This window comes from Bacillus kwashiorkori (genome assembly GCF_001375515.1).
Taxonomy (GTDB): Bacteria; Bacillota; Bacilli; order Bacillales; family Caldibacillaceae; genus Bacillus_BK; species Bacillus_BK kwashiorkori.
Genome location: NZ_CTDX01000014.1, coordinates 231661 through 255115 on the forward strand (window position 1 = coordinate 231661; position 23455 = coordinate 255115).

Genomic DNA, 23455 nt, shown 5'->3' on the forward strand with positions numbered 1-23455 from the left:
AACTTTAGTTTAATATAACTATTGTAATTAATAAACAACGAAGTTTATGTCAATCGTTACCACAAAACAATTAAAAAAATCATGAGTAAAAGTGAAAAAAATGAATTATTCTTTATTATTATAGCTTGTTTTCATAAAATTAGCCGCTTTAAATATGAATATAAAGCGAATCTATGAAAAATAACAGAAAAAATATATGAAAACGATTGACATATAACTTGCAAAGGTTTACAATTCAATTAAAGCAAGAATAAAAAGAAAGAGGGATATATATGAAAAAATGGATTATTCTATTGTTAAGTATTGTGTTAACGTTTTCCTTAGCGGCTTGTAATCAGTCAGACAATGGAGGATCAGGGTCGAAGGATAAGACAAAAATCTCCGTGTTAATAGGTAAACCAGAGGTAATAGGTCAGTTTGAAGACATGGTAAAAGAATTTAACAGCAAACATGATATTGAAGTAACGGTGATTCCATTAGCAGGACAAAATTCGTATGAAAAAATGACTTCTTTATATGCATCGAATAATGCTCCTACTATTATGATGATGGCTTCTGAATTTGAAGAGTTTCATGATAAATTATTGGACTTATCGGATCAAGAATGGATTGATCATGCGCAACCTGGAACTTTAGAATTTATGGAATTGGATGGAAAGTACTATGGTATGCCAACAACAGTTGAGGCATTTGGATTTATTTATAACAAACAAGTGTTAGATGAAGCGGTTGGTGGTAGCTTTGATCCAGCAACGATTAAAACAAGAAATGATTTAAAAGACTTATTTGACAAAGTAGTAGCGCTTAAAGGGAAAAATGCGATTCATATTTCTCCAATGGATTGGTCATTAGGAGCCCATTTTACGAATATTCCGTTTGCTACCCAATCTAATGACAGAGATGCACGTCATCAGTTTTTACAAGATGCAAAGGATGGAAAGGTTGACTTTGCAGCTAACGAAAAATTCAACGGTTGGTTAGATACATTTGATTTAATGAAAGAATATAACTCTGATAAAGCAGCACCATTAGCTCCACAATACGATGCAGGTCCTTTATCTCTTGCAGCAGGTGATGTAGGCTTATGGTTCATGGGTAACTGGGCATATCCAAACATAAAAGAAATTGATGCAGATGGCGAATACGGTTTCTTACCAGTTCCAATTAGTAATAATCCGGATGACTATGGTAATAGTGAAATTTCTGTAGGTGTTCCATCTTATTGGGTCGTTGATAAATCCCAATCATCAGAGGCACAACAAAAAGCTGCCCTTGAATTTTTAGACTGGATGGTATTCGGGGAAGGACAAGAAGCGTATATTAAAGAACTGAACTTTATTCCAGTATTTGACAATATCGAAACAGAGCCAGGTGATTCTGTATCCCGTTCTGTTATGGATTATATGGAAGCAGGAAAAACATTAGAATGGGTTAACACTTATTATCCTGCAGACGCATGGCCAGCTATGGCAGCACCAATGCAAAAATACTTGGATAATAAAATCGAAAGAGATGAATTGTTTAAAGACTTTGCAAAATATTGGGAAAGTAAATAAGTTTCATTGGTGGGGGTAATCGTCATGATTATCCCCAATCTTAAATTATAAGGTTTTGGAGGCATTAACATGTATAACGAAAAAGGGTTTGTAGAAAAATTTAAAGTCGTTGCAATGTTTGCATTGATACCTCTTTTTGCGTTTTTTGTTGTCATCATCGTACCTTTTATTATTGGTATAATCATGACTTTTACGAATTCTACTGGTTCGACACTATCACTGCAATTTACAGGATTTGATAATTATATAAGTGCATTTAAGGATACTAATTTTTGGCATTCACTAGGATTTACTTTTAAATATACAATATTTTCTATCATTTTAACGAATGTTATAGCATTCGGTTTAGCGTTGTTAGTTACTAGTGGACTAAAAGGACAAAACCTCTTTCGTTTAGGTTTTTTCACACCTAATTTAATTGGTGGTATTATCCTTGGATTTATTTGGCAATTTATTTTTTCCAGAGTTTTTATCCAAATGGGACAATCGCTTAATTTGGAAATATTTTCATCTTCCTGGTTGGCAGATCCTGATAAGGCATTTTGGTCTCTTGTTATAGTTGGAGTATGGCAATCATCTGGTTATATGATGTTAATATACATCTCTGGATTAATGGGGATTGAAAGGTCACTGCTTGAATCAGCTACAGTAGAAGGGGCTTCAGCATGGCAACAATTATTAAAAATTAAAATACCTCTCATGATACCATCTTTTACAATTTCATTATTTTTGACATTACAAAGAAGCTTCATGGTTTATGATACGAACCTTTCGTTAACTCGTGGAGGTCCATATCGAGCAACCGAATTAATTTCAATGCATGTTTATAATGAAGCATTTTTATACCAAAATTTCGGACCTGGTCAAGCTAAAGCGTTAATTCTATTTATTGTTGTAGCTGCGATTGCTATTACTCAAGTCGGGATTATGAAGAAATTGGAGGTAGAGTCATAATGGGTAGAAAGAAAATAAGAAATATGATTCTATTTTTAGTTGGACTCGTTTTATCTGTAATATATTTATTTCCGTTTGCATTAGTTATTATCAACTCATTCAAAGAACGAATTGCTATAGTAAAAGACCCACTTGGATTGCCGGAAAAATGGAGTTTCGAAAACTATATAGATGCATTTGAAACGATGAAGTTTGGTACCGCATTTATGAATTCATTAATTATTACGGTCCTCTCCGTTACTTTAATCATTGTCTTTGGGGCGATGTTAGCGTACTTTTTAGTTCGCTGGAAATGGAAAATGAATAAATTTATTTTAATGCTACTAGTTGCTTCGATGATTATTCCCTTTCAAGCAGTTATGATTCCGTTCGTACAAGTGTACGGAAACTTAAATATGCTCAATAGTAAATGGACCCTTGCCTTTTTCTATTTAGGATTTGGAATTAGTCTTGCAACATTTATGTATCACGGTTTTATCAAAAGTATTCCTGTCGAATTGGAAGAGGCAGCAAAAATAGATGGGGCTTCAAGATTTCAAGTATTTACTCGCATTGTATTTCCAATGTTAGCACCGATTACAACAACAATAGCTATTTTAGATGTGCTATGGATTTGGAATGACTTTTTATTACCGTCATTAGTTCTTATATCTGAAGAACAGCGGACAATACCGTTATCAACCTTCTATTTCTTTGGAAAATATACATCTAACTATGGTTCTGCGATGGCGGCTTTAGTGTTAGCGATTATACCAGTATTAATCTTTTACTTAGCTGCACAAAAACAAATTATTCGTGGTGTTATGGAAGGAAGTATTAAGTAGATGAAAGAAAAGTGGTGGAAAAAATCAGTTGTCTATCAAGTCTATCCGAAAAGTTTTTATGATAGTAACAATGATGGAATTGGTGATTTGCGCGGGGTTATAGAAAAGTTAGATTACTTAGCTGACCTTGGAATTGACTTATTATGGCTTAGCCCAGTATATCAATCGCCAATGGATGATAATGGTTATGATATTTCTGATTACTATCAGATTGCTGAGCAGTTTGGCACGATGGCAGATATGGAAGAACTCATTCGAGAAGCAGATAAGCGTAATATAAAAATTATGATGGACCTTGTGATAAATCACACATCAGATGAACATTCGTGGTTTTTGGAATCAAAAAGTTCACGGAATAATCCGAAACGAGACTGGTACATTTGGCGCAATCCTTCCACAATGGACGGCGAAGTACCTACTAACTGGCGGTCTGTTTTCGGTGGATCCGCATGGGAATATGATGAAGAAACAGGCCAATATTATTTACACACATTCTCAAAGAAACAACCAGATATTAATTGGGAAAACAAACAGGTAAGACGAGAAATTTATCAAATGATTAATTGGTGGCTTGATAAAGGAATTGGCGGGTTTCGAGTAGATGCGATTACATTTATAAAAAAATCATTTGAAAAAAGTACTTTACCAACAAAGTCTAGTGATGGGTTGGCTAATATTCATGCTGCTGCTCTTAATCAGCCAGGTATTGATGAGTTTTTACAAGAATTGAAAGTGGAGACTTTTGCTAAATATGATATTGCGACGGTAGCCGAAGCTCCTGGTGTATCCGATAAGGATTTGCCAAAGTTTGTCGGTGATAATGGTCATTTTAATATGCTTTTTGAATTTAGTCATGTTGATTTAGACTTAGGCCCTGAAGGAAACTGGTATGAGCCAGTTGCATGGACATTAAAAGACTTAAAAGAAGCGATCAATAAAAGCCAGGCGATTTTTAACGAGACAGGGTGGGGTGCGCTCTATATTGAAAATCATGACCACCCGCGCTCAATCAATAAATTTATTCGTAATGAAAATGCAGGAGTCATTGCGCAGAAAATGCTCGCTATATTTTATTTCTTTATGAAGGGTACGCCATTTATTTATCAAGGACAAGAAATAGGGATGACTAATGTCGAATATCCTTCCATTGAAGATTATGATGATTTAGCTTCCATAGATCAATATCGGTCAGCTTTAAAAGCGAAATATTCGGAGCAAGAAGCGCTAAAGGCAGTTTGGCGTCGAAGTAGAGATAATGCAAGAACTCCAATGCAATGGAATGACTCTGAAAATGCAGGATTCTCTCAATGTGCCCCGTGGTTAAAGGTCAATCCTAATTTCTCTGAAATTAATGTGAAACAGAACCAATTAGACCCAGATTCCTTACTTCATTTTTATAAGAAATTAATATCATTGCGAAAGAATAGTCCATATTCGGAAATGATTCTTTATGGCCAATATGAACCAATTCTTGAAAGCCATCCGGACGTTTTTGCTTATAAACGAATCCATGAAAAGAAAGATTTAATGGTGCTATGCAATTTTAGTAATAAAACAGTCGAATTGGAAATGCAAGAAAAGATCAAAGAAGTAATTGTCTCTAATTATAAGGACCATCTCGTAGATAATAGTTTTGCTCTACGCCCATATGAGGCCGTTTTATGTGAAGTTAAGAAATAGTCTGTTCATCAAATATCATTAACAATAAGGAGAAATCTACATTGACTAATGAAAAAATTACAATAAAGCACGGTATAAATGACTTATTTCCTGGAGTAATTATAACTGCATCTTTAGATAATGGTAAAAAGATTCAATTAGAATATACGAAGGAAACAGAAACTTCTGGAACAGATCGACATGGTACGTACAAGAGAAAACATCTTACTTTTGAAAATACAGTTGAGAAAGTAAGGTTAGAGCTCCAAGTAACTGATTATGTAGATATGATTACTGCTACTGTTCATAGCTCCGTTGAACAGGAAGAAGTATTTTTCAAACCGATATCTTTCTCCCCACAAAATGGAATTGAAATAACGATCGAATCTATTAAGGACTTAGATTATTTACTTTGTTATTATCATTTCAATGATTGGTGGACGAGACCGAAGTTTCTTACCGATTTTAGTGAAGTGCCAGAGCGAACACAATCCATGTTATGGTTAAAAAATAATCAATATTACTGTTTTCTGCCACTTGTTTCCGAATCATGCAAAACAGAACTTGTCGGAACAGAGGGTGGAGTAGTTTTACAATTATCGTCTTATATAGGTGGAACTAGCAATATTAATACACCTATATTTGTCCTGAAAAAAGGGGACAATCCATTTATTTTAATGCGAGATACGATATCAGTCATATTACAAGATTTACACCTTCCTCAACCATTACGGGAACACAAACATTATCCAGAAATTTTAGAGTACTTAGGTTGGTGCTCTTGGGATGCGTTTTATCATGATGTGAATGAACCTGGTATAGTGGAAAAGATGGAGGAACTGAAGGATAAAGGTATTCCAGTTAAATGGGTGATGATTGATGATGGTTGGCAAGAAGTGAAAGAGAAACAATTGCAATCATTTCAAGCGGATAAACAAAAATTTCCTAACGGAATAAATAATTTAATCGAGTTAATGAAGAGTAAATATAAGGTGAATTGGGTTGGAGTTTGGCATACATTGTTCGGATATTGGGGCGGGATTGATCCTGAAAGTAAATTAGCAACAGACTACAAGGAGTTCCTTTTCCAAACGAATAACAAAAAATTATTGCCTGCTCCTGATGCTAGTAAAGGGTTTGCCTTTTGGAATTCCTTTCATAATCATTTAAAACAAGAAGGAATCGATTTCGTAAAAGTAGATTGTCAAGGTGCCATCAACAATTTTTATTCTAACCATTTATCACCAGGGAGAGCAGCGAAAGAAGTACATTTAGCTCTAGAAGCATCGACAAGTGCAAACTTTGGAAATACCGTCATAAATTGTATGGGTATGGCAGCCGAAAACATTTGGTATAGGCATACTTCAGCTGTTTCTAGAAATAGTGATGATTTTGTACCGGGAAAAGAGATTAGCTTTAAAGAACATGCCTTACAAAATGTGTATAACAGCTTATACCATAGTCAGCTTTATTGGGGCGATTGGGATATGTTCTGGACAAATCATGAAGAGGCAAAGCAAAATGCAGTTTTAAGAGCGTTAAGTGGTGGTCCGATTTATTTTAGTGACCGCGTAGGTGATACAGCTCCTGAAATGATTAACCCTTTAATATTAAAGTCTGGAAAAATATTGCGGGCCGAACAGCCAGGGTTGCCAACAGAAGATATGCTATTCGTGGATCCAACAAATTCTGGAACTGCATTAAAGGTTTGGAATAAGGTCGGTAATGGGGCCGTTCTAGGTGTCTTTAATATTGATGAATTAGATCGCAAAGTAAACGGAAAGGTAAGTCCTTCCTTGATTCCATTTCTAGATCAAGGATCATTTATTGTATATGAATATTTTAGTGGAATCGTAAAACACATGAATTATGAAGACAGTTTAGATATTCAGTTGGATAAAGAGGAAGTACGATTATATATTATTTTACCAGCTGAAAAGTTTGTTCCAATTGGACTTTTAAATAAATTCCTTTCCCCATTAACTGTTAAAACAGTGGTAGTTCAATCGAATCGGGCGATTATGGAAGTAACAGAAGGCGGACGGTTTGGCTTTATATGTCAAGAAGCTATCAGTAACATAGCAATCAATGGAATCCCTACAGCTAAATATAGAAGAAATGATAATTATTATGACATTATCTTGCCTGAAACAAATTCAATGATCACTGTAGAAATCGAATGGAGAAATAATTAAAAAGAAGGTGAAGTAGTTGACAACTCATAATGAACTAATCCGAAAAGCTACTGCATCTATTAAGCAACATTATGATCGAGTGCAAAATAGTGAATGGGCGTTACAGTACCATGTTGCGCCCCCAGCTTTCTGGATGAATGACCCTAACGGATTTAGCTTTTATAAAGGTGAATTTCATTTATTTTACCAGCATTATCCATATGCTCCAAAATGGGGTCCGATGCATTGGGGCCATGCGAAAAGTAAAGATTTAGTTCATTGGGCTCATTTACCAGTTGCAATTGCTCCTAGTGAAGACTATGACAAAGACGGTTGTTTTTCTGGTAGTGCGATTGAAAAGGATGGGAAATTATATCTTCATTATACAGGCCATACGTGGACAGGTGATAACCCGGATGTTGATTTAAAACAAGTTCAATGTGTAGCTGTAAGTGAGGATGGTATTCATTTCACAAAACTAGCTACAAACCCTGTTATTGAAAATGCTCCTGAAGGTAATATTCACCCAAATCATTTTCGTGACCCAAAGGTTTGGGAAAATAACGGTTTTTATTATAGTATTATCGGTTCTCGTACGAAAGACAATGTTGGACAAGCACTACTTTATCGTTCCGATGATTTATTGCAATGGGAATTTATGAATGTAGCTGTGAAGGGGGAAGGAAATCAAGGGACAATGTGGGAGTGCCCTGATTTATTTCCGTTAAATGGAAAAGACATACTTGTCATCTCTCCACAAGATGTTAAGCAAGAAGGGTATTTGTATCAAAACCATCATCAATCCGGTTATATGGTCGGTAAGTTGAACTATGAAACAGGTATTTTTCAACATAGCGATTTTCACTTGTTAGATTATGGGTTTGACTTTTATGCACCACAAACGATGATAGATGATCAAGGTAGAAGAATTTTAATCGCTTGGATGGCAATGTGGGAGTCAGAAATGCCAGAACAGAAAGATAACTGGGCAGGAGCAATGACGATACCAAGAGAACTGCAACTTAAAGATGGAAAGTTATTTTGTACCCCTGTTAACGAACTTAAAAAGTTAAGAGAAAATGAAATCCATATTCATAATGTTACCATCGAAGGAGAAACTAGTTTTACAGATATTTCTGGAAACTGTTGTGAGCTACAAATCGCTGTTAATCTTCGAGATGCTAATACTTTTGGTTTGAAGTTACGTGTTGATGAAGAAGAGTCAGAAGCGACAATATTGTCTTATGATAAAAGGGAAGGGTTTTTAACACTTGATCGAAATAAATCAGGTAAAGGACCTGGTGGCGTTAGAAAAGCACCCCTATCATTAAAAAATGACGAACTGTCTTTACAAATTTTGATTGATCGGTCGTCAGTAGAGATTTTTGCAAATGGCGGAGAAATTGTAATGACATCAAGAATTTATCCGAAACAATCTTCCAATAATATAATTTTTTATACTGGTGAAAACGAACAAATGAAATTAATGGAATTGCGAAAATGGAATTTAAAAAAATCAATTTCTATTTCCTTCTAATCAATTATGTTTTAGTAACAGCTTGGGAGGCAAGCAAATGTTATATTTCGATGAAAAAATGACTTTACCCGACAAAAATAATGATATTTTAACAGTTGGAGAATTGCTTATTGATATGATATCTGATAGCTATAGCGACAACTTTGATTCATCGGCTTATCATAAATATTTTGGTGGTTCTCCAGCAAATATCGCGATGAATGTTAAAAAGTTAGGAATAACTTCATTAATTGCTTCTGCAGTCGGAAAAGATGGATTAGGTAAATTTCTGATTAATCAACTGCATATGTCAGGAATCGATACTAGTTTTGTCCAAGAGGTGGACTATGCTACTAGCATGGTTTTAGTAACAAAAAGTAAAAGTAGCCCAGTTCCCATTTTTTACCGTGAAGCAGATTATCATTTACAATTTACACCTCATTTGAAAGAAGCAGTAGAGAACGCAAAAATTATCCACTTTTCCTGTTGGCCTATATCAAAAATGCCAGCTCGCTCAACGATAGAAGATATTATTCAAGTAGCGAAGGCCCATCATTCACTAATTTGCTTCGATCCGAACTACCATCCAATGATTTGGGAACGGGATGAAAATGGGATAGACTATATTAAATCAATTATCGGAAAAACAGATATTATTAAACCATCTGAAGACGATGCAGAACGATTATTTGGTAAAGACATTCATGAAAAGCAGATAGAAAAGTTTTTAAAATTAGGTGCCAAACTTGTAATTATGACATTGGGAAAAGACGGTGCAATCGTTTCTAATGGTAAAGAAACAATAAAGCTAAATACGTTAGCGACAGAGGTGGTTGATACGACTGGAGCGGGAGATGCGTTTTGGTCGGGTTTTTATACTGGTATTGTTAAAGGCTACACCATTAAAGAAGCATTGAATATTGGTATGGCCGTTAGTGCTTATAAATTAAAATTTACAGGTGCAGTTGTTGATTTGCCGAAACTTGAAAAAATAAAAGAAATGTACCGTGTTTAGGAGGGGAAAATAATGTCTGTTAAGAACAAAGTTCAACTAATAACGTATCCAGATTCTTTAGGCGGAAATTTAAAAACACTTGACCAAGTGTTAAGAACGCATTTTTTAGATATTTTTCCAGGTGGGGTACATATTTTGCCACCATTCCCATCATCAGGAGACAGAGGATTTGCTCCGTTAACATATTTTGAAATTGCTAAAGAACATGGCACTTGGGAGGATATTAAATCAATCGGTGAAAACTTTGATGTGTTACTTGATTTAATGGTTAATCATATTTCGAGGCAGTCTAGTTATTTTCAAGACTTTCTAAAAAAAGGAAGGAAATCAGAGTATGCTGACTTTTTCCTGACTTTAGATAAAATTTGGGAAGATGGAGAGCCAGTGCAAGAAGATATTGATAAAATGTTTCTGCGGAGACAAGTGCCGTACTCCACATTTACTATCGAAAAAACTGGAGAAATGGAAAAAGTTTGGACAACCTTTGGGAAGACAGATCCATCAGAACAAATCGACCTCGATATCCATTCTGAAAAAGTGAAACAGCTATTTACGGATATTTTCAAAAACTTCCAGGAAAATAATGTGAAAATTGTCCGCTTAGATGCTGTCGGTTATGTTATTAAAAAATTAGGAACGAGTTGTTTCTTTGTAGAACCAGAAATTTATCAATTTTTGGACTGGATGATGGAGTTAGCGAAGTCGGTGAATATTGAACTACTTCCTGAAGTGCATGCTCATTATACGACGCAATACAAATTGGCAGAATACGGTTCATGGATTTACGACTTTATTCTTCCATATCGTGTTTTAGAGGCATTAATTAATAAATCTAGCAATAACTTGTTACAGTATTTGAATAACCGACCACATAAGCAATTCACGATGTTGGATTGTCATGATGGTGTACCAGTAAAACCAGATTTAGATGATTTAATTGATTCCAAAGAAGCAAGAAAATTAGTCGATGTATGTTTAGAAAGAGGAGCAAATTTAAGTCTCATTTTATCGGATGAACATAAAGATCCAGATGGATTTGATGTTCACCAAATAAGAGCAACATATTATTCCTTATTAAATAATAATGATGATGCTTATATAGCAGCAAGGGCCATTCAGTTTTTCACACCGGGAATTCCACAAGTATATTATGTAGGCTTGCTCGCAGGTGAAAACGATGAGGCTCGAGTAAAAGAAACTGGTGAGGGTCGAGAAATTAACCGACATAACTATACTATAGAAGAAATTGAACAGTCTTTACAAAAAGAAGTTGTCCAACGGCTATTGTGGCTTATCCGCTTCCGAAATGAATATGAGGCATTTGAAGGAGAGTTTGCTGTTCTCGATTCAGAAGATCATGAAGTAAAATTACAATGGAAGAAAGATAACCGTTATTGTAAACTACTTATTGATTTACATTCCAATAAGACAGTAATTGAATATGTGGAACAAAACGGTGAAGTGAAAGAGTATATAGCATAATCTATTCGCTTTACATTTAACAAAGTGGTGCAAACAACAGTGAGCACTGCTTTTTTTTTGATTATACTTAAGTTAAATTTCGGAACTACTTTTATTTTCACTTAGCATTTATAATTTTTCATTTTTTTTGCAACAAAACATAACTTTATTCGTCACAAATAGTAAAGAAAACGGTTGAAAGGAGAAGGAGCGATGAAGTCAGGGGATGACCTAATCAATGAAATAGATTGGATATGCGAGAAATACTATCGCGTTGTTTATCAATATTGTTTTTATTTCACTAACAACAGAGATGAAGCAGAAGATTTAACACAGGAAACTTTTATTAAAGTAATCAAAAGCCTGTCAAAATTTAGAAAACAGGCGAATATAAAAACATGGATTCTTTCCATCGCCAAAAATACAGCTATCGATTTTTATCGGAGGAAAAAGATTATCCAGTTTATCCCGGATATCTTGTTGGATAACACAATATCTTCCACGGGACAACCAGAAAAAGAGTTGCAAAAGAAGGAAGAATGGGAAGAAATAGAGGATGCCCTTATTCGGTTAAAACCAAGTTATCGGAATGTTTTAATATTGAGGGGTGTTCAAGAACTATCCATTAGCGAGACAGCGGAAATATTAAACTGTTCGGAAACGAAAGTACGAGTTGACTTTCACCGTGCACTTAAAAAGTTGAATAAACAATTAACTAATGAGGAAAGGAGGTTGTTAGTAAATGGAAAATAAAAATAAGATTCTCTTTCAAATATTACAAAATCATCCTGGCAGTGAGCCAAGTATGGATTTTAAAAATCGTTTGAAAAAAAATATGCATAATAAAGCAGCGAGTTTGAAGCGTAAACAAATTTTTGTTCAATGGTTTCAATTAGTAAGTATAACAATTATACCGTTAACATTACTACTATTTGCGTTTTCAAGTACAGGTAGTGAAATAATAAAAAATAGTTGGAGTAGTATCATAGATGGAGAAAAAGGATTTAATAAAGACCCTAATGATAAACAAAAAAATACTGTACAGGAAGAAAATAATAAAAAAGATGAGGTTAAAGTTAAAGAGGAAAGCATACTAAAACTAGATTTGCCGACGAAAGGGAATATTGAAATGCTCCTTGAAAAAGTAAGTGAAGGTAACTATTCCTGGTCATTTAATGAACGAATGGTGGTATTTACCTACTCCCTTTTGGACGAAAACAACTTTGGAGACCTGTTTTTATGGACCATTGGCGAAAGAGAACCTAGAAAAATTGAAGGAGTAAATGGGTCGCCATACATGGAATACATTTGGTCGCCGGATAATGAATTTGTATTAGTGGTTAATCAAGCAGGTACATCCGTAGTAAAATGGTTTAGTATAGTTTCTGTAGCAAACAATCAACTGCTGGACAGTTTTAATGGGCATGAGCCTGGAATTTGGTCACCAGATTCAAAAATGCTCGCTTTTAATTCGGTAAATGAAATGACAGATCAAACTAATTTTGAATTTACACTAGATATTGTCATTTATAAAATATCGACGGGTGAATTTGTTACTTTACTAGAAGGTACGGATGAATTATATTACGTGCCACAAAGATGGGTAGAAAATAATAAGCTTGAATATTTGAAGGGCTACAACAATATAAATAAAAAATTCGATTATTTGGAAATAGATGTATACTAGCAGTTGTTCTCGAATCATCCATTAGGAGTATAATAGGATTATATTATACGAATTGGAGGGGAACAACATGTATGAAATTGCTATTATTGGTGCTGGTCCAGCTGGTGCAAGTGCTGCTCTATTTACAGCTAAAGCAGGGAAAAAAACAATTGTGTTTGATCACGGTAAAAGTGCTACAAATCGAGCATGGATAGAAAATCATTACGGAGCAATGGATGTATCAGGTCCTGAATTATTAGAAATAGGAAAAAAGCAAGCAAAGCAACACGGTGTGGAGATTGTTGAAAATGAAGTAATTGAAATGGAAAAGGGCGAAACTAGTTTTATCGTTAAAACGGAAACTAGTTCTTATGAAGCAAAGTATATTATTCTCGCAACTGGACTCTTAATTCCACTTGGAGAAAAATTAGGTGTAAAAGTTGTTCCAGGAACGGAACCTAGAATTCGACATGTTTTTGAAGTAGATGAAAGTGGTAAAACAAATATCCCACGTATTTGGGCTTGCGGTACTGCTGCAGGTGTCAGTATGCACACGATAATTACCGCTGGGGACGGAGCTAAAGTCGCTATCAATTTAATAAGTGAAATAAATGGGGAACGGTACGTTGATCATGATATATTGAAAAAATAAAGGAAAGTTTCAATCCATATGAACGATAAAGGAGTATGCACTAACCAATGAGATTAATGGTTGGTGTTTTTTTTGTTAACATGAAAAGGAGAACCACCTTTAAGAGAAAATATCATTAATATGTTATAGTTACTATGGAAGCCATCGCAAACTAACTGGTAAAATGACTGTTATTGAGGAAGATTTATCAACATAATTAACAGTGCAAAGTGCAATAATTGTGGCAGTAGAGATGTAATGTTTGAGATTAATCAAAGAAATATATCACGTAAAGATTGAAGTGGCTCATAAATGAAACTATTCAGAAAATCAATCAAATATAATGCTTCACCGCTATTATTCAATATACATTATGTATGAAGTTAGTGAAAAAATGGAGGTAATACAATGGTTTGCAAGCACCATAGTTGTCAAGTAAATGATTATTGTATTTCAGCAGTACCTATTTTTAACCATTTAGAAGACGAACAAATGGCTGAAATTATGGATACAGTATCATCCGCTTCATTTAAAAAAGGAGAAATAATATATCGGGCTGATGAAGAGGCAGATTCCTTATATATTGTTAATCGGGGTAAAGTAAAAATCTATCGGTTATCGGAATCAGGGAAAGAGTTGCTCGTTAGAATTTTGGATCCAGGCGATTTTACTGGAGAATTAGCTTTATTTAAAAAAGAAACCCACGAAGCTTATGCCGAAGCAATGATTGATACAGAGATATGTATTATTAGACGTTCGGATATTGAAAAGTTTTTGCTGAAATATCCGTCGATTTCTTTACAAATATTATCTGAGTTTGCTAATCGGCTAGAACAAACAGAAAAACAAACAACTCGGTTTGCAACGGAAACAGTGGAAACGAGATTAGCACTATTCCTCGCTGACCTAGTGGAAAATGGGAATAATTTGGAATTTGTTCTGCCAATGGCAAAAAAAGATCTTGCGTCTTATTTAGGAACAACCCCAGAAACATTAAGCAGAAAGCTTTTATATTTAGAGGAGTTAGGGTTAATCAAGCAAAAACCAAAAAAGGTTATTGAAATTATTGATTTGGACGGCCTATTACTAGTATAAATAGTGGGGATAATACGAGTTTGTTCCCGATATACTCAGTATAGTTAGCGTTATTTTAAAAAGAAAATGTCCTCGGAAAAAGAATAAAGGAAATCGTCGAATTAGCTAGCTCATTACTAGAACGAACTGTGTATTTACATGTTTTCTCACGTTATATTTTGGCTATGCTATTGTTTATTGTAGATTTTCAGGCAGTTGTTGATTGTAGTGTAAGGCGGCGACTCCTCGAAAATAATATTTGCTTTTTCCTTCGTGCGATGCGTCGCGACCGAGGCCGTGCCCGCGGGAAACGTCCGCCTGTTCCTGTCGCTGAGATTCGTCATAAATAAATTTGAAACAGAAATCAACACCAATCTTTAACAGAGACACCCATGAAACTGATTATTCACCATGATGAATGAAAATAAGAATATTTTCAGGGTAGCCTATATGTTAAAAGTATATGTCCTTGGATAAATAGGTAAACTAGAAAGTAGAAGAAAAAAACATGAGGACTGTACTATGTACTTATTAATCGTCGTTATAATTTATATTATTTTTGCCTACATTTTCGTTGACTGGAAACGTTGGCGGGAATTTTATCCAACAATTCAATTTTATATTATTTGTAACTTACTGTATAATTTCCTGTTTTACCAACATACATTGTGGAGATATAAGGCAGTGACAGTTTCTTGGTTAAATCATACCTTTATTGATATTACTTTCACATTTTTTATCGTCCCAGTTGTATTAATGATGTATCTTCAACATTTCCCAAGAAATATGTCGAAAAAAATAATATACGTTATTATTTGGGTTATTTATTTTTCTTTTATTGAGTTTATTTTTGAAAAAAGAGGGCTATTTGCATATGAAAATGGCTGGAATGCTTGGTGGTCAGTGATATTTAATATAGTTACCTTTATCGTTATTCGGCTCCATTATAGAAACCCGATTATTGCATTTGTTGTTTCTCTACCAATTGTTGCAGGACTTTTGCTATTTTTCCATCCATCACTATCGGAGTTAAAGTAGGTGTGTGTTATTGCAATTAGTTCTTTTCCTCATTTTGCTTTTTACGACCTATACATTGATGGGCTTCTATTTGTATAACCAAAAGAGGAATAAATAGATACACTAAACATTGCTCTTTATTGGAATCTTTATTATTTGAACAGCCCGTTCAGTTAATGAAATTCCCAGTATAACACCAAAAATGTTGATGAATCAACATTTTCAGGTGTTATTTTTTTGATTTTCCGTCTGTGTTTTTCTTGACGAACTTATCATACGTTTTTTTTATTTGGTTCCTCTAGGAAGGCAAAACTTTCGATTTACCATTGCCCATGATACTTCGATTATACCTGTTGGCCCATTTGTTTCAACTGCTTTATAATAAGTTGAAAAAAGCAATTTTGATTTTAAGAAATGGGAGGAATTGATTTTGAAAGACAACAACAATTTTGTTATTAGATTTGCAGAAGTAAAGGATGTACAACTTATTTTGCAATTTATTCATGAACTAGCAGAATATGAGAAATTACGAAACGAAGTAGTAGCAACAGAGGAATTATTGCGAGAAAACGTATTTAATAAAAAAATGGCAGAAGTAATCATTGGAGAGTATGAAGGAGAACCAGTCGGATTTGCACTGTTCTTTCACAATTTTTCTACTTTTATTGGAAAACCAGGTATATATTTAGAAGATTTATATGTAAGACAGCAATATCGCAATCGAGGTTTTGGCAAAATGCTCCTTTCCCATTTAGCAAAATTAGCAGTAGAAAGAGATTGCGGTCGACTAGAATGGTCAGTGTTGAATTGGAATGAGCCTTCTATTCAATTTTATAAAAACTTAGGAGCAATTCCAATGAATGATTGGACGGTATATCGCGTTCACGATGACTCACTTAAAAATTTAGCAAAATTATAAAAATGTACATTTTTTTATAGACAATCAAAAAACTGCCTTAGGCTCATCATATTGAACCTAAGGCAGCCAATCTATTTTATGTGAAAGGGGGAATTAGTAAAGTAAATCAACTCAAAAACTTTGGATGGTTGCTATTTTCTTATTAAGGCAATTGCTTATTCTAGTTGTTATTTTTTAGGATAAGCATTGCGATAAATTGCTTCTAACTCAGAAACGAGTGGAAGTTTTGGATTGGCAGTTGTACATTGATCTTCGAAAGCAAGGTCAGCAAGTTCAACTACTTTATTTTCAAATTCTTGTTTATCAATTCCGTTTTCTTCCAAACTCATTGGTACATTTAAATCTTTAGCTAAGTCTTCAATTGCTCTAATTAAACTTTCCACGCCTTCTTCAGTTGTTCTAGCTGGTAAGCCTAATATTTTTGCAATTTCAGCATAACGTTCATCTGCAATAAAGTGTTCATATTTAGGGAACGTAGCAAATTTCTTCGGTTTTTGTGCATTGTAACGAATGACATGCGGCATAAGAACTGCATTTGCGCGTCCATGAGCGATATGGAAGGCACCGCCAAGTTTATGGGCTAAACTATGGTTAATTCCTAAAAATGCGTTTGAGAATGCCATACCAGCGATAGTAGAAGCGTTATGCATTTTTTCTCTCGCTAATTCATCATGAGAACCGTTATGGTATGCCCTTGGCAAATATTGGAACACAAGTTGAATTGCTTTAATTGCAAGACCGTCTGTGTAGTCATTAGCCATATTAGAAACGTATGCTTCGATGGCGTGTGTCAATACATCTAGTCCAGTGTCAGCTGTAACAGTTTTTGGCACAGTCATTACATAAGTTGGGTCAATAATTGCTACATCTGGTGTTAATTCATAGTCAGCTAAAGGATACTTAATGTCTAAATCTTTATCTGTAATTACAGAGAAGGAAGTAACTTCAGAACCTGTACCAGAAGTTGTTGGAATAGCGACTAATTTTGCTTTTCCACCAAGTTTAGGGAATTTAAATACCCGTTTACGGATATCCATGAATTTTTGTTTTAAGCCATTAAACTCAATTTCTGGATGTTCATAGAATAGCCACATTCCTTTTGCAGCGTCCATTGCAGAACCTCCACCAAGCGCAATAATGACATCTGGTTTGAAGTTGAACATCATTTCTACACCGTTCATTACTGTTTCTACAGATGGATCTGGTTCTACATCAGAGAATATTTCACAGTGAACATAGTCTGAGCGTTTCCGTAAATAGTATAATACTTTATCAACATAGCCAAGTTTTACCATACCTGGGTCTGTTACGATAAATGCACGTGTGATATCAGGCATTTTAGATAAATATTGTGTTGCATTTTTTTCAAAATAAATTTTAGGTGGAACTTTAAACCATTGCATATTAACCCGTCTTTTCGATAATGTTTTTACGTTCATTAAGTTAATTGTACCAACGTTTCTAGATACAGAGTTACCGCCATATGTTCCGCAGCCAAGTGTTAATGATGGGATGTAAGCATTATAAATATCACCGATAGCCCCTTGAGAGGATGGTTGATTCGTAATGATACGTCCAGCTTTCATTTTTCTACCAAATTCATAAATTACTTCTTCGTTTGTAGAATGGATTACCGCAGAGTGTCCTAAACCACCAAAGCGGAGCATTTCATCACAACGTTGTAACCCTTCTTCTGTGCTATTCACTTTAAAGCAAGCAAGTACTGGACTTAATTTCTCACGAGAAAGTGGTTCTTCTGGTCCAACTGTTTTCGTTTCAGCGATTAAGATTTTCGTATCTGCTGGTACCTTAACTCCTGCCATTTCAGCAATTTCTGCTGCTGGTTTACCAACGATTGCAGGATTAACAGCACATGTATTTTCATTAATCACAAGTTTTTCCACTTTTTTCTTTTCTTCAGCATTTAAGAAGTAACAATTATTAGCTATTAATTTTTGTTTCACTTCTTTATAAATTTCTTTATCAATGATTACAGCTTGTTCAGAAGCACAAATCATTCCGTTATCAAATGTTTTAGATAAAATTAAGTCATTTACTGCTCGGTCGATATTAGCAGTTTTTTCAATATAGCAAGGAACGTTACCTGGGCCAACACCTAGGGCAGGTTTTCCTGAGCTATAGGCAGATTTAACCATTCCAGATCCACCAGTTGCAAGTATTAAAGATACACCATCATGTTTCATTAAATGTTGCGTTGCCTCTAATGATGGGTTTTCAATCCATTGAATACAGTTAGCTGGTGCACCAGCTTTTACGGCAGCTTCTAGTAAAACTTTTGCTGCTTCACTACTAGATTTTTGTGCAGATGGGTGGAAAGCGAAAATAATAGGGTTTCTAGTTTTAATAGAAATTAAAGATTTGAACATTGTTGTTGAAGTTGGGTTAGTAACAGGTGTAACCCCTGCAATGACACCAACTGGTTCTGCAATTTCTACAATACCTTCTTCGTCATTATCATTAATAATTCCAACAGTTTGATCATATTTTATCGAGTGATAAATATACTCAGTAGCAAACAAGTTTTTAATTATTTTATCTTCATATACACCACGATTTGTTTCTTCATAGGCAAGTTTTGCAAGTCTCATATGTTCGTTTAAACCAGCAAGCGCCATTTCTCTTGTGATGTTATTAATTTGCTCTTGGTCAAGTTTCATAATTTCTTTCAATGCGACTTGAGCTTTAGCAACTAATTGATCCACTTCTTGAACTGCATTTGATTTTTTGACTTGTTCTTTTTCAGTAACAGCCATTTTAATCACTCCTCAAACGATAATATTAGAGAAAAAATTGAAAAGATAAAGCTAAAAAAGGAAAAAATGTTACTAGGGGAAATTTGTCCCACTAGGACTTTTTGTGTCCCGCTTACTGATAATTTGTGAAGGTTTTATCAATTAACCTTCTAACTGTAGTATATAATAAGATTCGCGATAGAAAATTCAGAAACCTTGTCAAGTTTGTGAAATGTTGAGCATAATATTCGTCATATCATTTTTTCAGTTGTTACTTCTAATATGTATCCTATTTTTATTGGGTTACCACACCTTTTTGTTTACCAGTTCCTTGATTATACTAATTACAAATATAATGTTAAGTACTGGAAGTGGCGTAAAGAAAAGGGAAACAATGCGACATAATAGCAGAAAAAACACTTTCATGTTAAGATAATTGTAGTTATTTACGGATTTTTTAAAGGAGCGATTAGTTATGAAAGAAAAACTTGCTCTTTCTATGGAACAAGTTGCGAAGGGCGTCAGTACTTCACCTTACCAAAGTAAAATGGAAAATGTAAAAGCTTTTTTAATAGATATGAAATTTCTTGTAAAAGGAAAGGTATTAGTTGCGAATGTGCTGCCAGTTTTTACTGGTTTTTGGTTGGCGCTATTTTTTTCAGGTAATACCTTTAGCGATAATGTACTATTATTTTTCTTAACAATGATTGGCAGCACTTTAGTAATTTCAGGTGCTTTAATGCTAAACAATTGGTATGAAGTCGATCTAGATCAAAAGATGGAACGGACACAAAAACGACCGACTGTAACTGGGAGCTTTTCATTAACGTTTGTATTATGGCTTGGAATTATCACAACCATTATCGGGATTACCGTTATGTTATTTACTACTCTTGAAGCTACTATTTATTCTTTTCTTGGCTGGTTCGTATATGTCGTACTTTATACGTTTTGGTCAAAAAGAAAATATACTGTTAATACGATAATTGGTAGTGTTTCAGGTGCATTTACTCCATTAATTGGATGGGCAGCAATAGATTCTGCTTTTCATATCGTTCCTATTGTTTTGTTTTTAATATTGTTTATTTGGCAAGTTCCCCATACTCTAGCAATTGCCATTAACCGGTTGGAAGATTACCGTGCGGCTGGAGTACCGATGCTACCAGTGAAAATGGGTATTCCGATAACAAAACGTGTAAATTTCGTCTATGTTTTATGTTTACTCCCTTTACCATTTTTATTGCTGACATCTTTAGGACTTATCTTTGTTGTTGTCGCTACTATATTAAATATCGTTTATCTTATTTTAGCTGGTAAAGGATTATTTACAAATGATCATATAAAATGGGCGAAAGTAAATTTTGTTTTTTCTCTCAATTATTTGATTCTCTTATCCTTCACAATGATTATTTTAACATCACCAATTTTCGGATAATTGAAGACCTGTTCTCTCTACAGCTAGATGCTTAATAAATGAGAACAGGTTTTTTTATACTTACTTATCATAGGTGGTAGTTTCACATTCTCCTATTGTGAGTATAATTTTTATTACAGCAGTCTCCTCGTTCTATAAGTAGGGAAATGTATTTAAAAATGATAAAGTCGTGCGCAACCTAAGCATAGTGCATTTGGCAGGGATTTATATTTTTTCAATAACTTCTGTTAGTTTTTCCACAAAATGGATATTAACTTCCTTTTCCTCCCGCAACGAAGATACGGCACTAGCAATTAAGTATTTTCTCGGCTTTTTGGAATAAGAAATCTCGTCATGGATAAAATCCAGTAATTCATTAACTTTATTGGAAACTGGCACGGATTCTTTTATTTCAGCAATAATACGCATAATTTGCTGTTGATAATTCGGTATATGCAAAGCTCCATCGATTGAGAATAGTTGGAACATTTCTGGCTGAATTAATTGTACACCGTTTGTGGAAATCTCCCCAATTATTAGTTTTATTCTTTCCACACTATATTTGACGACACGGTGATAATTTGGCTGATAAGTCAAATTGTAGTATTTTACTAAATGTTGCAAAATCCCAATGAACATAATGGCGCAATCTAAAAGATAAGGTTTTTTATCTTTTCCAAATAAGTCGATAAATCGTTTATATAACCAATAAAGATTCGTAATTTGTCGTTTTTTAATAAATTCTTTCAGCTCATTGTCATTGGAAAAATGAACTTCCTCAAATAAGGCATTAATTTTATTTTCCTCATTTATTTTCAGCTGTAACTCCAGTTGATTAATAAATATGTCGATGTTACTTGGGTCTCCCTCACTAAGAAGCGCATTTCTTTTTTCTTCCATTTCACTAAAAAGTGTTTTAAAAAGTTCGATTAATAATTCGGTTTTTGAAGAAAAATAGTTATAAAAAGTTCCTTTAGAGATTCCGCTATAGTCAAGGATATCTTGTATAGATGTCGCTTGGAAGCCTTTTTCAATAAATAATTGGTGTGCCATTTTGATTACGTGTTTTTTTCTGTTTATCATCAATAATCACCTAAATTATACTATTAGTATAAAATATTTTTTTGTTAATTATATATATAACATGAGTCGTACGCTTACAAAAGTTTTTTCATTGATTAAATTGTACTATTAGTATATTATAATTGTTATGCAAAAAAAAGATTTAAACGAATGTTTGTAGAGGGGGAATACGATGGGACAAGTAAAACATCAGCGTCCACCGTATGGTATTATTGCTGTTTTAATGATTGGTGCTTTTATTGCCTTTTTAAATAATACATTACTAAATGTTGCCTTACCGTCCATGATGGCTGATTTAAATGTGGGACCAGCTACTATTCAATGGTTAACAACTGGATTTATGCTAGTAAATGGTATATTAATTCCAACAACTGCCTATTTAATTCAAAAATATTCGGTAAGGCGCCTATTCCTTGTGGCGATGGGCTTATTTACCATTGGCACAATTGTAGCTGGAACTGCAACCATTTTTCCAATCTTACTGATAGCAAGAATGGTGCAAGCATCTGGTTCAGCGATTATGATGCCAGTATTAAATAATGTGATGCTCATAAGTTTTCCAATTGAAAAGCGCGGGGCTGCGATGGGAGTTTTTGGCCTAATTTTAATGTTTGCTCCAGCGATAGGACCAACACTATCTGGATGGATTGTCGAACATTATAATTGGCGGGCATTATTCCATTTTGTAACACCAATAGCTGCAACAGTATTTATTATTGGCTTTTTCTTATTGAAAGATAAAAAAGATAGAGTCGAGATGAAGTTAGACTCGTTTTCTCTGTTACTGTCTAGTGTCGGTTTTGGTGGTTTGCTATTCGGCTTTAGTAATGCAGGGGAAAACGGCTGGACTAGTGTAATGGTTACTATCCCGCTTGTATTAGGAATTATTAGTATAGTTGTTTTAATACTCCGTCAACTACGTCTTTTCGAGCCTATGTTAAATTTCCGTGTTTATAAATATCCGATGTTTGCTTTAAGTTCTGCTATTACTATGATTACCAATATGGCAATGTTTTCAGGGATGTTATTATTGCCGATTTACGTACAGTCATTGAGGGGAATATCTCCAATGGACTCGGGGTTAATGCTTCTTCCTGGTGCATTAGCAAATGCTTTTATGTCCCCAATTAATGGAAGATTATTTGACAAATATGGTGGTCGAATACTTGCTATTATCGGGTTATCTATCCTTGTTGTTACCACTTATTTCTTTAGCGAATTAACTTTCGAAACATCCTACACATCGTTAATGATATTACATGCCATTCGGATGTTCGGTATTTCCATGGTGTTCATGCCTGTTTCTACAAATGGGTTAAATCAATTACCGAGAAAAATGTATCCTCATGGTGTTGCTGTAAATAATACATTGAACCAAGTTGCTGGTGCTATAGGTACAGCAGTTATGGTAACCATTATGTCAAGCCGCCAAGAAGTATATACAGATCGAATGATTGCAGCCGCGGGTGGAACAGTAACAAAAATTGCTGAGCAGCAAATAAAAGCGAAAGCAATGCTAGAAGGAATCAATGATGCCTTTTATATCGCAACAATTTTTGCAACCATCTCATTAGTACTTTCCTTTTTCATCAAACGCAGTACACCTGCGGATGAGCAACTTAGTCAAGAACAAGATGCCGAGAAAGTACGTGGAAAATTAGCCGCAGAATAAAACGATCACTACTTTATCCTACTCCCTATTCCGTCTATCGCAACGCTCTTGAAAAATTATTCTTTTA

Annotated in this window: 18 protein-coding genes; 16 read left to right on the forward strand and 2 right to left on the reverse strand. The window is 34.4% G+C overall.

The window, feature by feature from the left end; genetic code table 11:
- The first annotated feature begins 272 nt into the window (after positions 1-272).
- From BN1242_RS06605 to BN1242_RS06670, 14 genes are all read left to right on the forward strand, one after another.
- A complete protein-coding gene (locus tag BN1242_RS06605) occupies positions 273-1556 on the forward strand; it encodes an ABC transporter substrate-binding protein (protein WP_062353092.1) in 1284 nt (427 codons plus the stop codon).
- Positions 1557-1625: 69 nt separating this feature from the next.
- The gene (locus tag BN1242_RS06610; RefSeq protein WP_062353095.1) at positions 1626-2510 is read left to right on the forward strand and encodes a carbohydrate ABC transporter permease; all 885 of its coding nucleotides are present in this window, start codon (positions 1626-1628) and stop codon (positions 2508-2510) included.
- Positions 2510-3334 carry a carbohydrate ABC transporter permease gene (locus BN1242_RS06615; protein WP_062353098.1) on the forward strand — a complete coding sequence of 275 codons (825 nt, stop codon included), beginning with the start codon at positions 2510-2512 and terminating at the stop codon, positions 3332-3334. The genes BN1242_RS06610 and BN1242_RS06615 overlap by 1 nt, the downstream gene beginning before the upstream one ends.
- Positions 3335-5014 carry a glycoside hydrolase family 13 protein gene (locus BN1242_RS06620; RefSeq protein ID WP_062353102.1) on the forward strand — a complete coding sequence of 560 codons (1680 nt, stop codon included), beginning with the start codon at positions 3335-3337 and terminating at the stop codon, positions 5012-5014.
- A 41-nt stretch (positions 5015-5055) separates the two neighbouring features.
- The gene (locus tag BN1242_RS06625; RefSeq protein WP_062353105.1) at positions 5056-7188 is read left to right on the forward strand and encodes a Sip1-related alpha-galactosidase; all 2133 of its coding nucleotides are present in this window, start codon (positions 5056-5058) and stop codon (positions 7186-7188) included.
- Positions 7189-7204: 16 nt separating this feature from the next.
- Positions 7205-8704, forward strand: a complete 1500-nt coding sequence (locus BN1242_RS06630) for a glycoside hydrolase family 32 protein (RefSeq protein WP_062353108.1) — start codon at positions 7205-7207, stop codon at positions 8702-8704.
- A gap of 37 nt (positions 8705-8741) precedes the next feature.
- A complete protein-coding gene (locus BN1242_RS06635; protein ID WP_062353111.1) occupies positions 8742-9698 on the forward strand; it encodes a carbohydrate kinase family protein in 957 nt (318 codons plus the stop codon).
- Between the two features lie 12 nt (positions 9699-9710).
- On the forward strand, positions 9711-11180 hold the full coding sequence (gene gtfA, locus BN1242_RS06640; protein ID WP_062353115.1) for a sucrose phosphorylase: 1470 nt from the start codon (positions 9711-9713) through the stop codon (positions 11178-11180).
- A 192-nt stretch (positions 11181-11372) separates the two neighbouring features.
- Positions 11373-11912, forward strand: a complete 540-nt coding sequence (locus BN1242_RS06645) for an RNA polymerase sigma factor (protein ID WP_062353118.1) — start codon at positions 11373-11375, stop codon at positions 11910-11912.
- Complete coding sequence (locus BN1242_RS06650; protein WP_062353121.1) at positions 11902-12846, forward strand: hypothetical protein; 945 nt, start codon at positions 11902-11904, stop codon at positions 12844-12846. Before BN1242_RS06645 ends, BN1242_RS06650 begins: the two co-directional genes overlap by 11 nt.
- A gap of 67 nt (positions 12847-12913) precedes the next feature.
- Positions 12914-13477, forward strand: coding sequence for an FAD-dependent oxidoreductase (locus tag BN1242_RS06655; protein WP_062353124.1), 564 nt, complete (start codon positions 12914-12916; stop codon positions 13475-13477).
- Between the two features lie 387 nt (positions 13478-13864).
- Positions 13865-14551, forward strand: coding sequence for a Crp/Fnr family transcriptional regulator (locus tag BN1242_RS06660; RefSeq protein WP_062353127.1), 687 nt, complete (start codon positions 13865-13867; stop codon positions 14549-14551).
- A 501-nt stretch (positions 14552-15052) separates the two neighbouring features.
- Complete coding sequence (locus BN1242_RS06665; protein ID WP_062353130.1) at positions 15053-15568, forward strand: CBO0543 family protein; 516 nt, start codon at positions 15053-15055, stop codon at positions 15566-15568.
- Between the two features lie 409 nt (positions 15569-15977).
- Positions 15978-16466: a GNAT family N-acetyltransferase gene (locus BN1242_RS06670; protein ID WP_203226044.1), complete on the forward strand. Its 489-nt coding sequence runs from the start codon at positions 15978-15980 to the stop codon at positions 16464-16466.
- A gap of 167 nt (positions 16467-16633) precedes the next feature.
- On the opposite strand, the gene adhE is transcribed toward BN1242_RS06670, so the two are convergent.
- A complete protein-coding gene (adhE, locus tag BN1242_RS06675) occupies positions 16634-19240 on the reverse strand; it encodes a bifunctional acetaldehyde-CoA/alcohol dehydrogenase (RefSeq protein ID WP_062353132.1) in 2607 nt (868 codons plus the stop codon).
- Positions 19241-19694: 454 nt separating this feature from the next.
- On the opposite strand from adhE, the gene cyoE reads away from it, so the two are divergent.
- Positions 19695-20654: a heme o synthase gene (gene cyoE, locus BN1242_RS06680; protein ID WP_420806008.1), complete on the forward strand. Its 960-nt coding sequence runs from the start codon at positions 19695-19697 to the stop codon at positions 20652-20654.
- Between the two features lie 204 nt (positions 20655-20858).
- Here the strand turns inward: cyoE and BN1242_RS06685 are convergent, their stop codons facing one another.
- The gene (locus tag BN1242_RS06685; protein WP_062353135.1) at positions 20859-21716 is read right to left on the reverse strand and encodes a TetR/AcrR family transcriptional regulator; all 858 of its coding nucleotides are present in this window, start codon (positions 21714-21716) and stop codon (positions 20859-20861) included.
- Between the two features lie 172 nt (positions 21717-21888).
- Between BN1242_RS06685 and BN1242_RS06690 the strand changes: the two genes are divergently transcribed.
- Positions 21889-23388, forward strand: a complete 1500-nt coding sequence (locus BN1242_RS06690) for an MDR family MFS transporter (protein WP_062353138.1) — start codon at positions 21889-21891, stop codon at positions 23386-23388.
- Positions 23389-23455 lie beyond the last annotated feature (67 nt).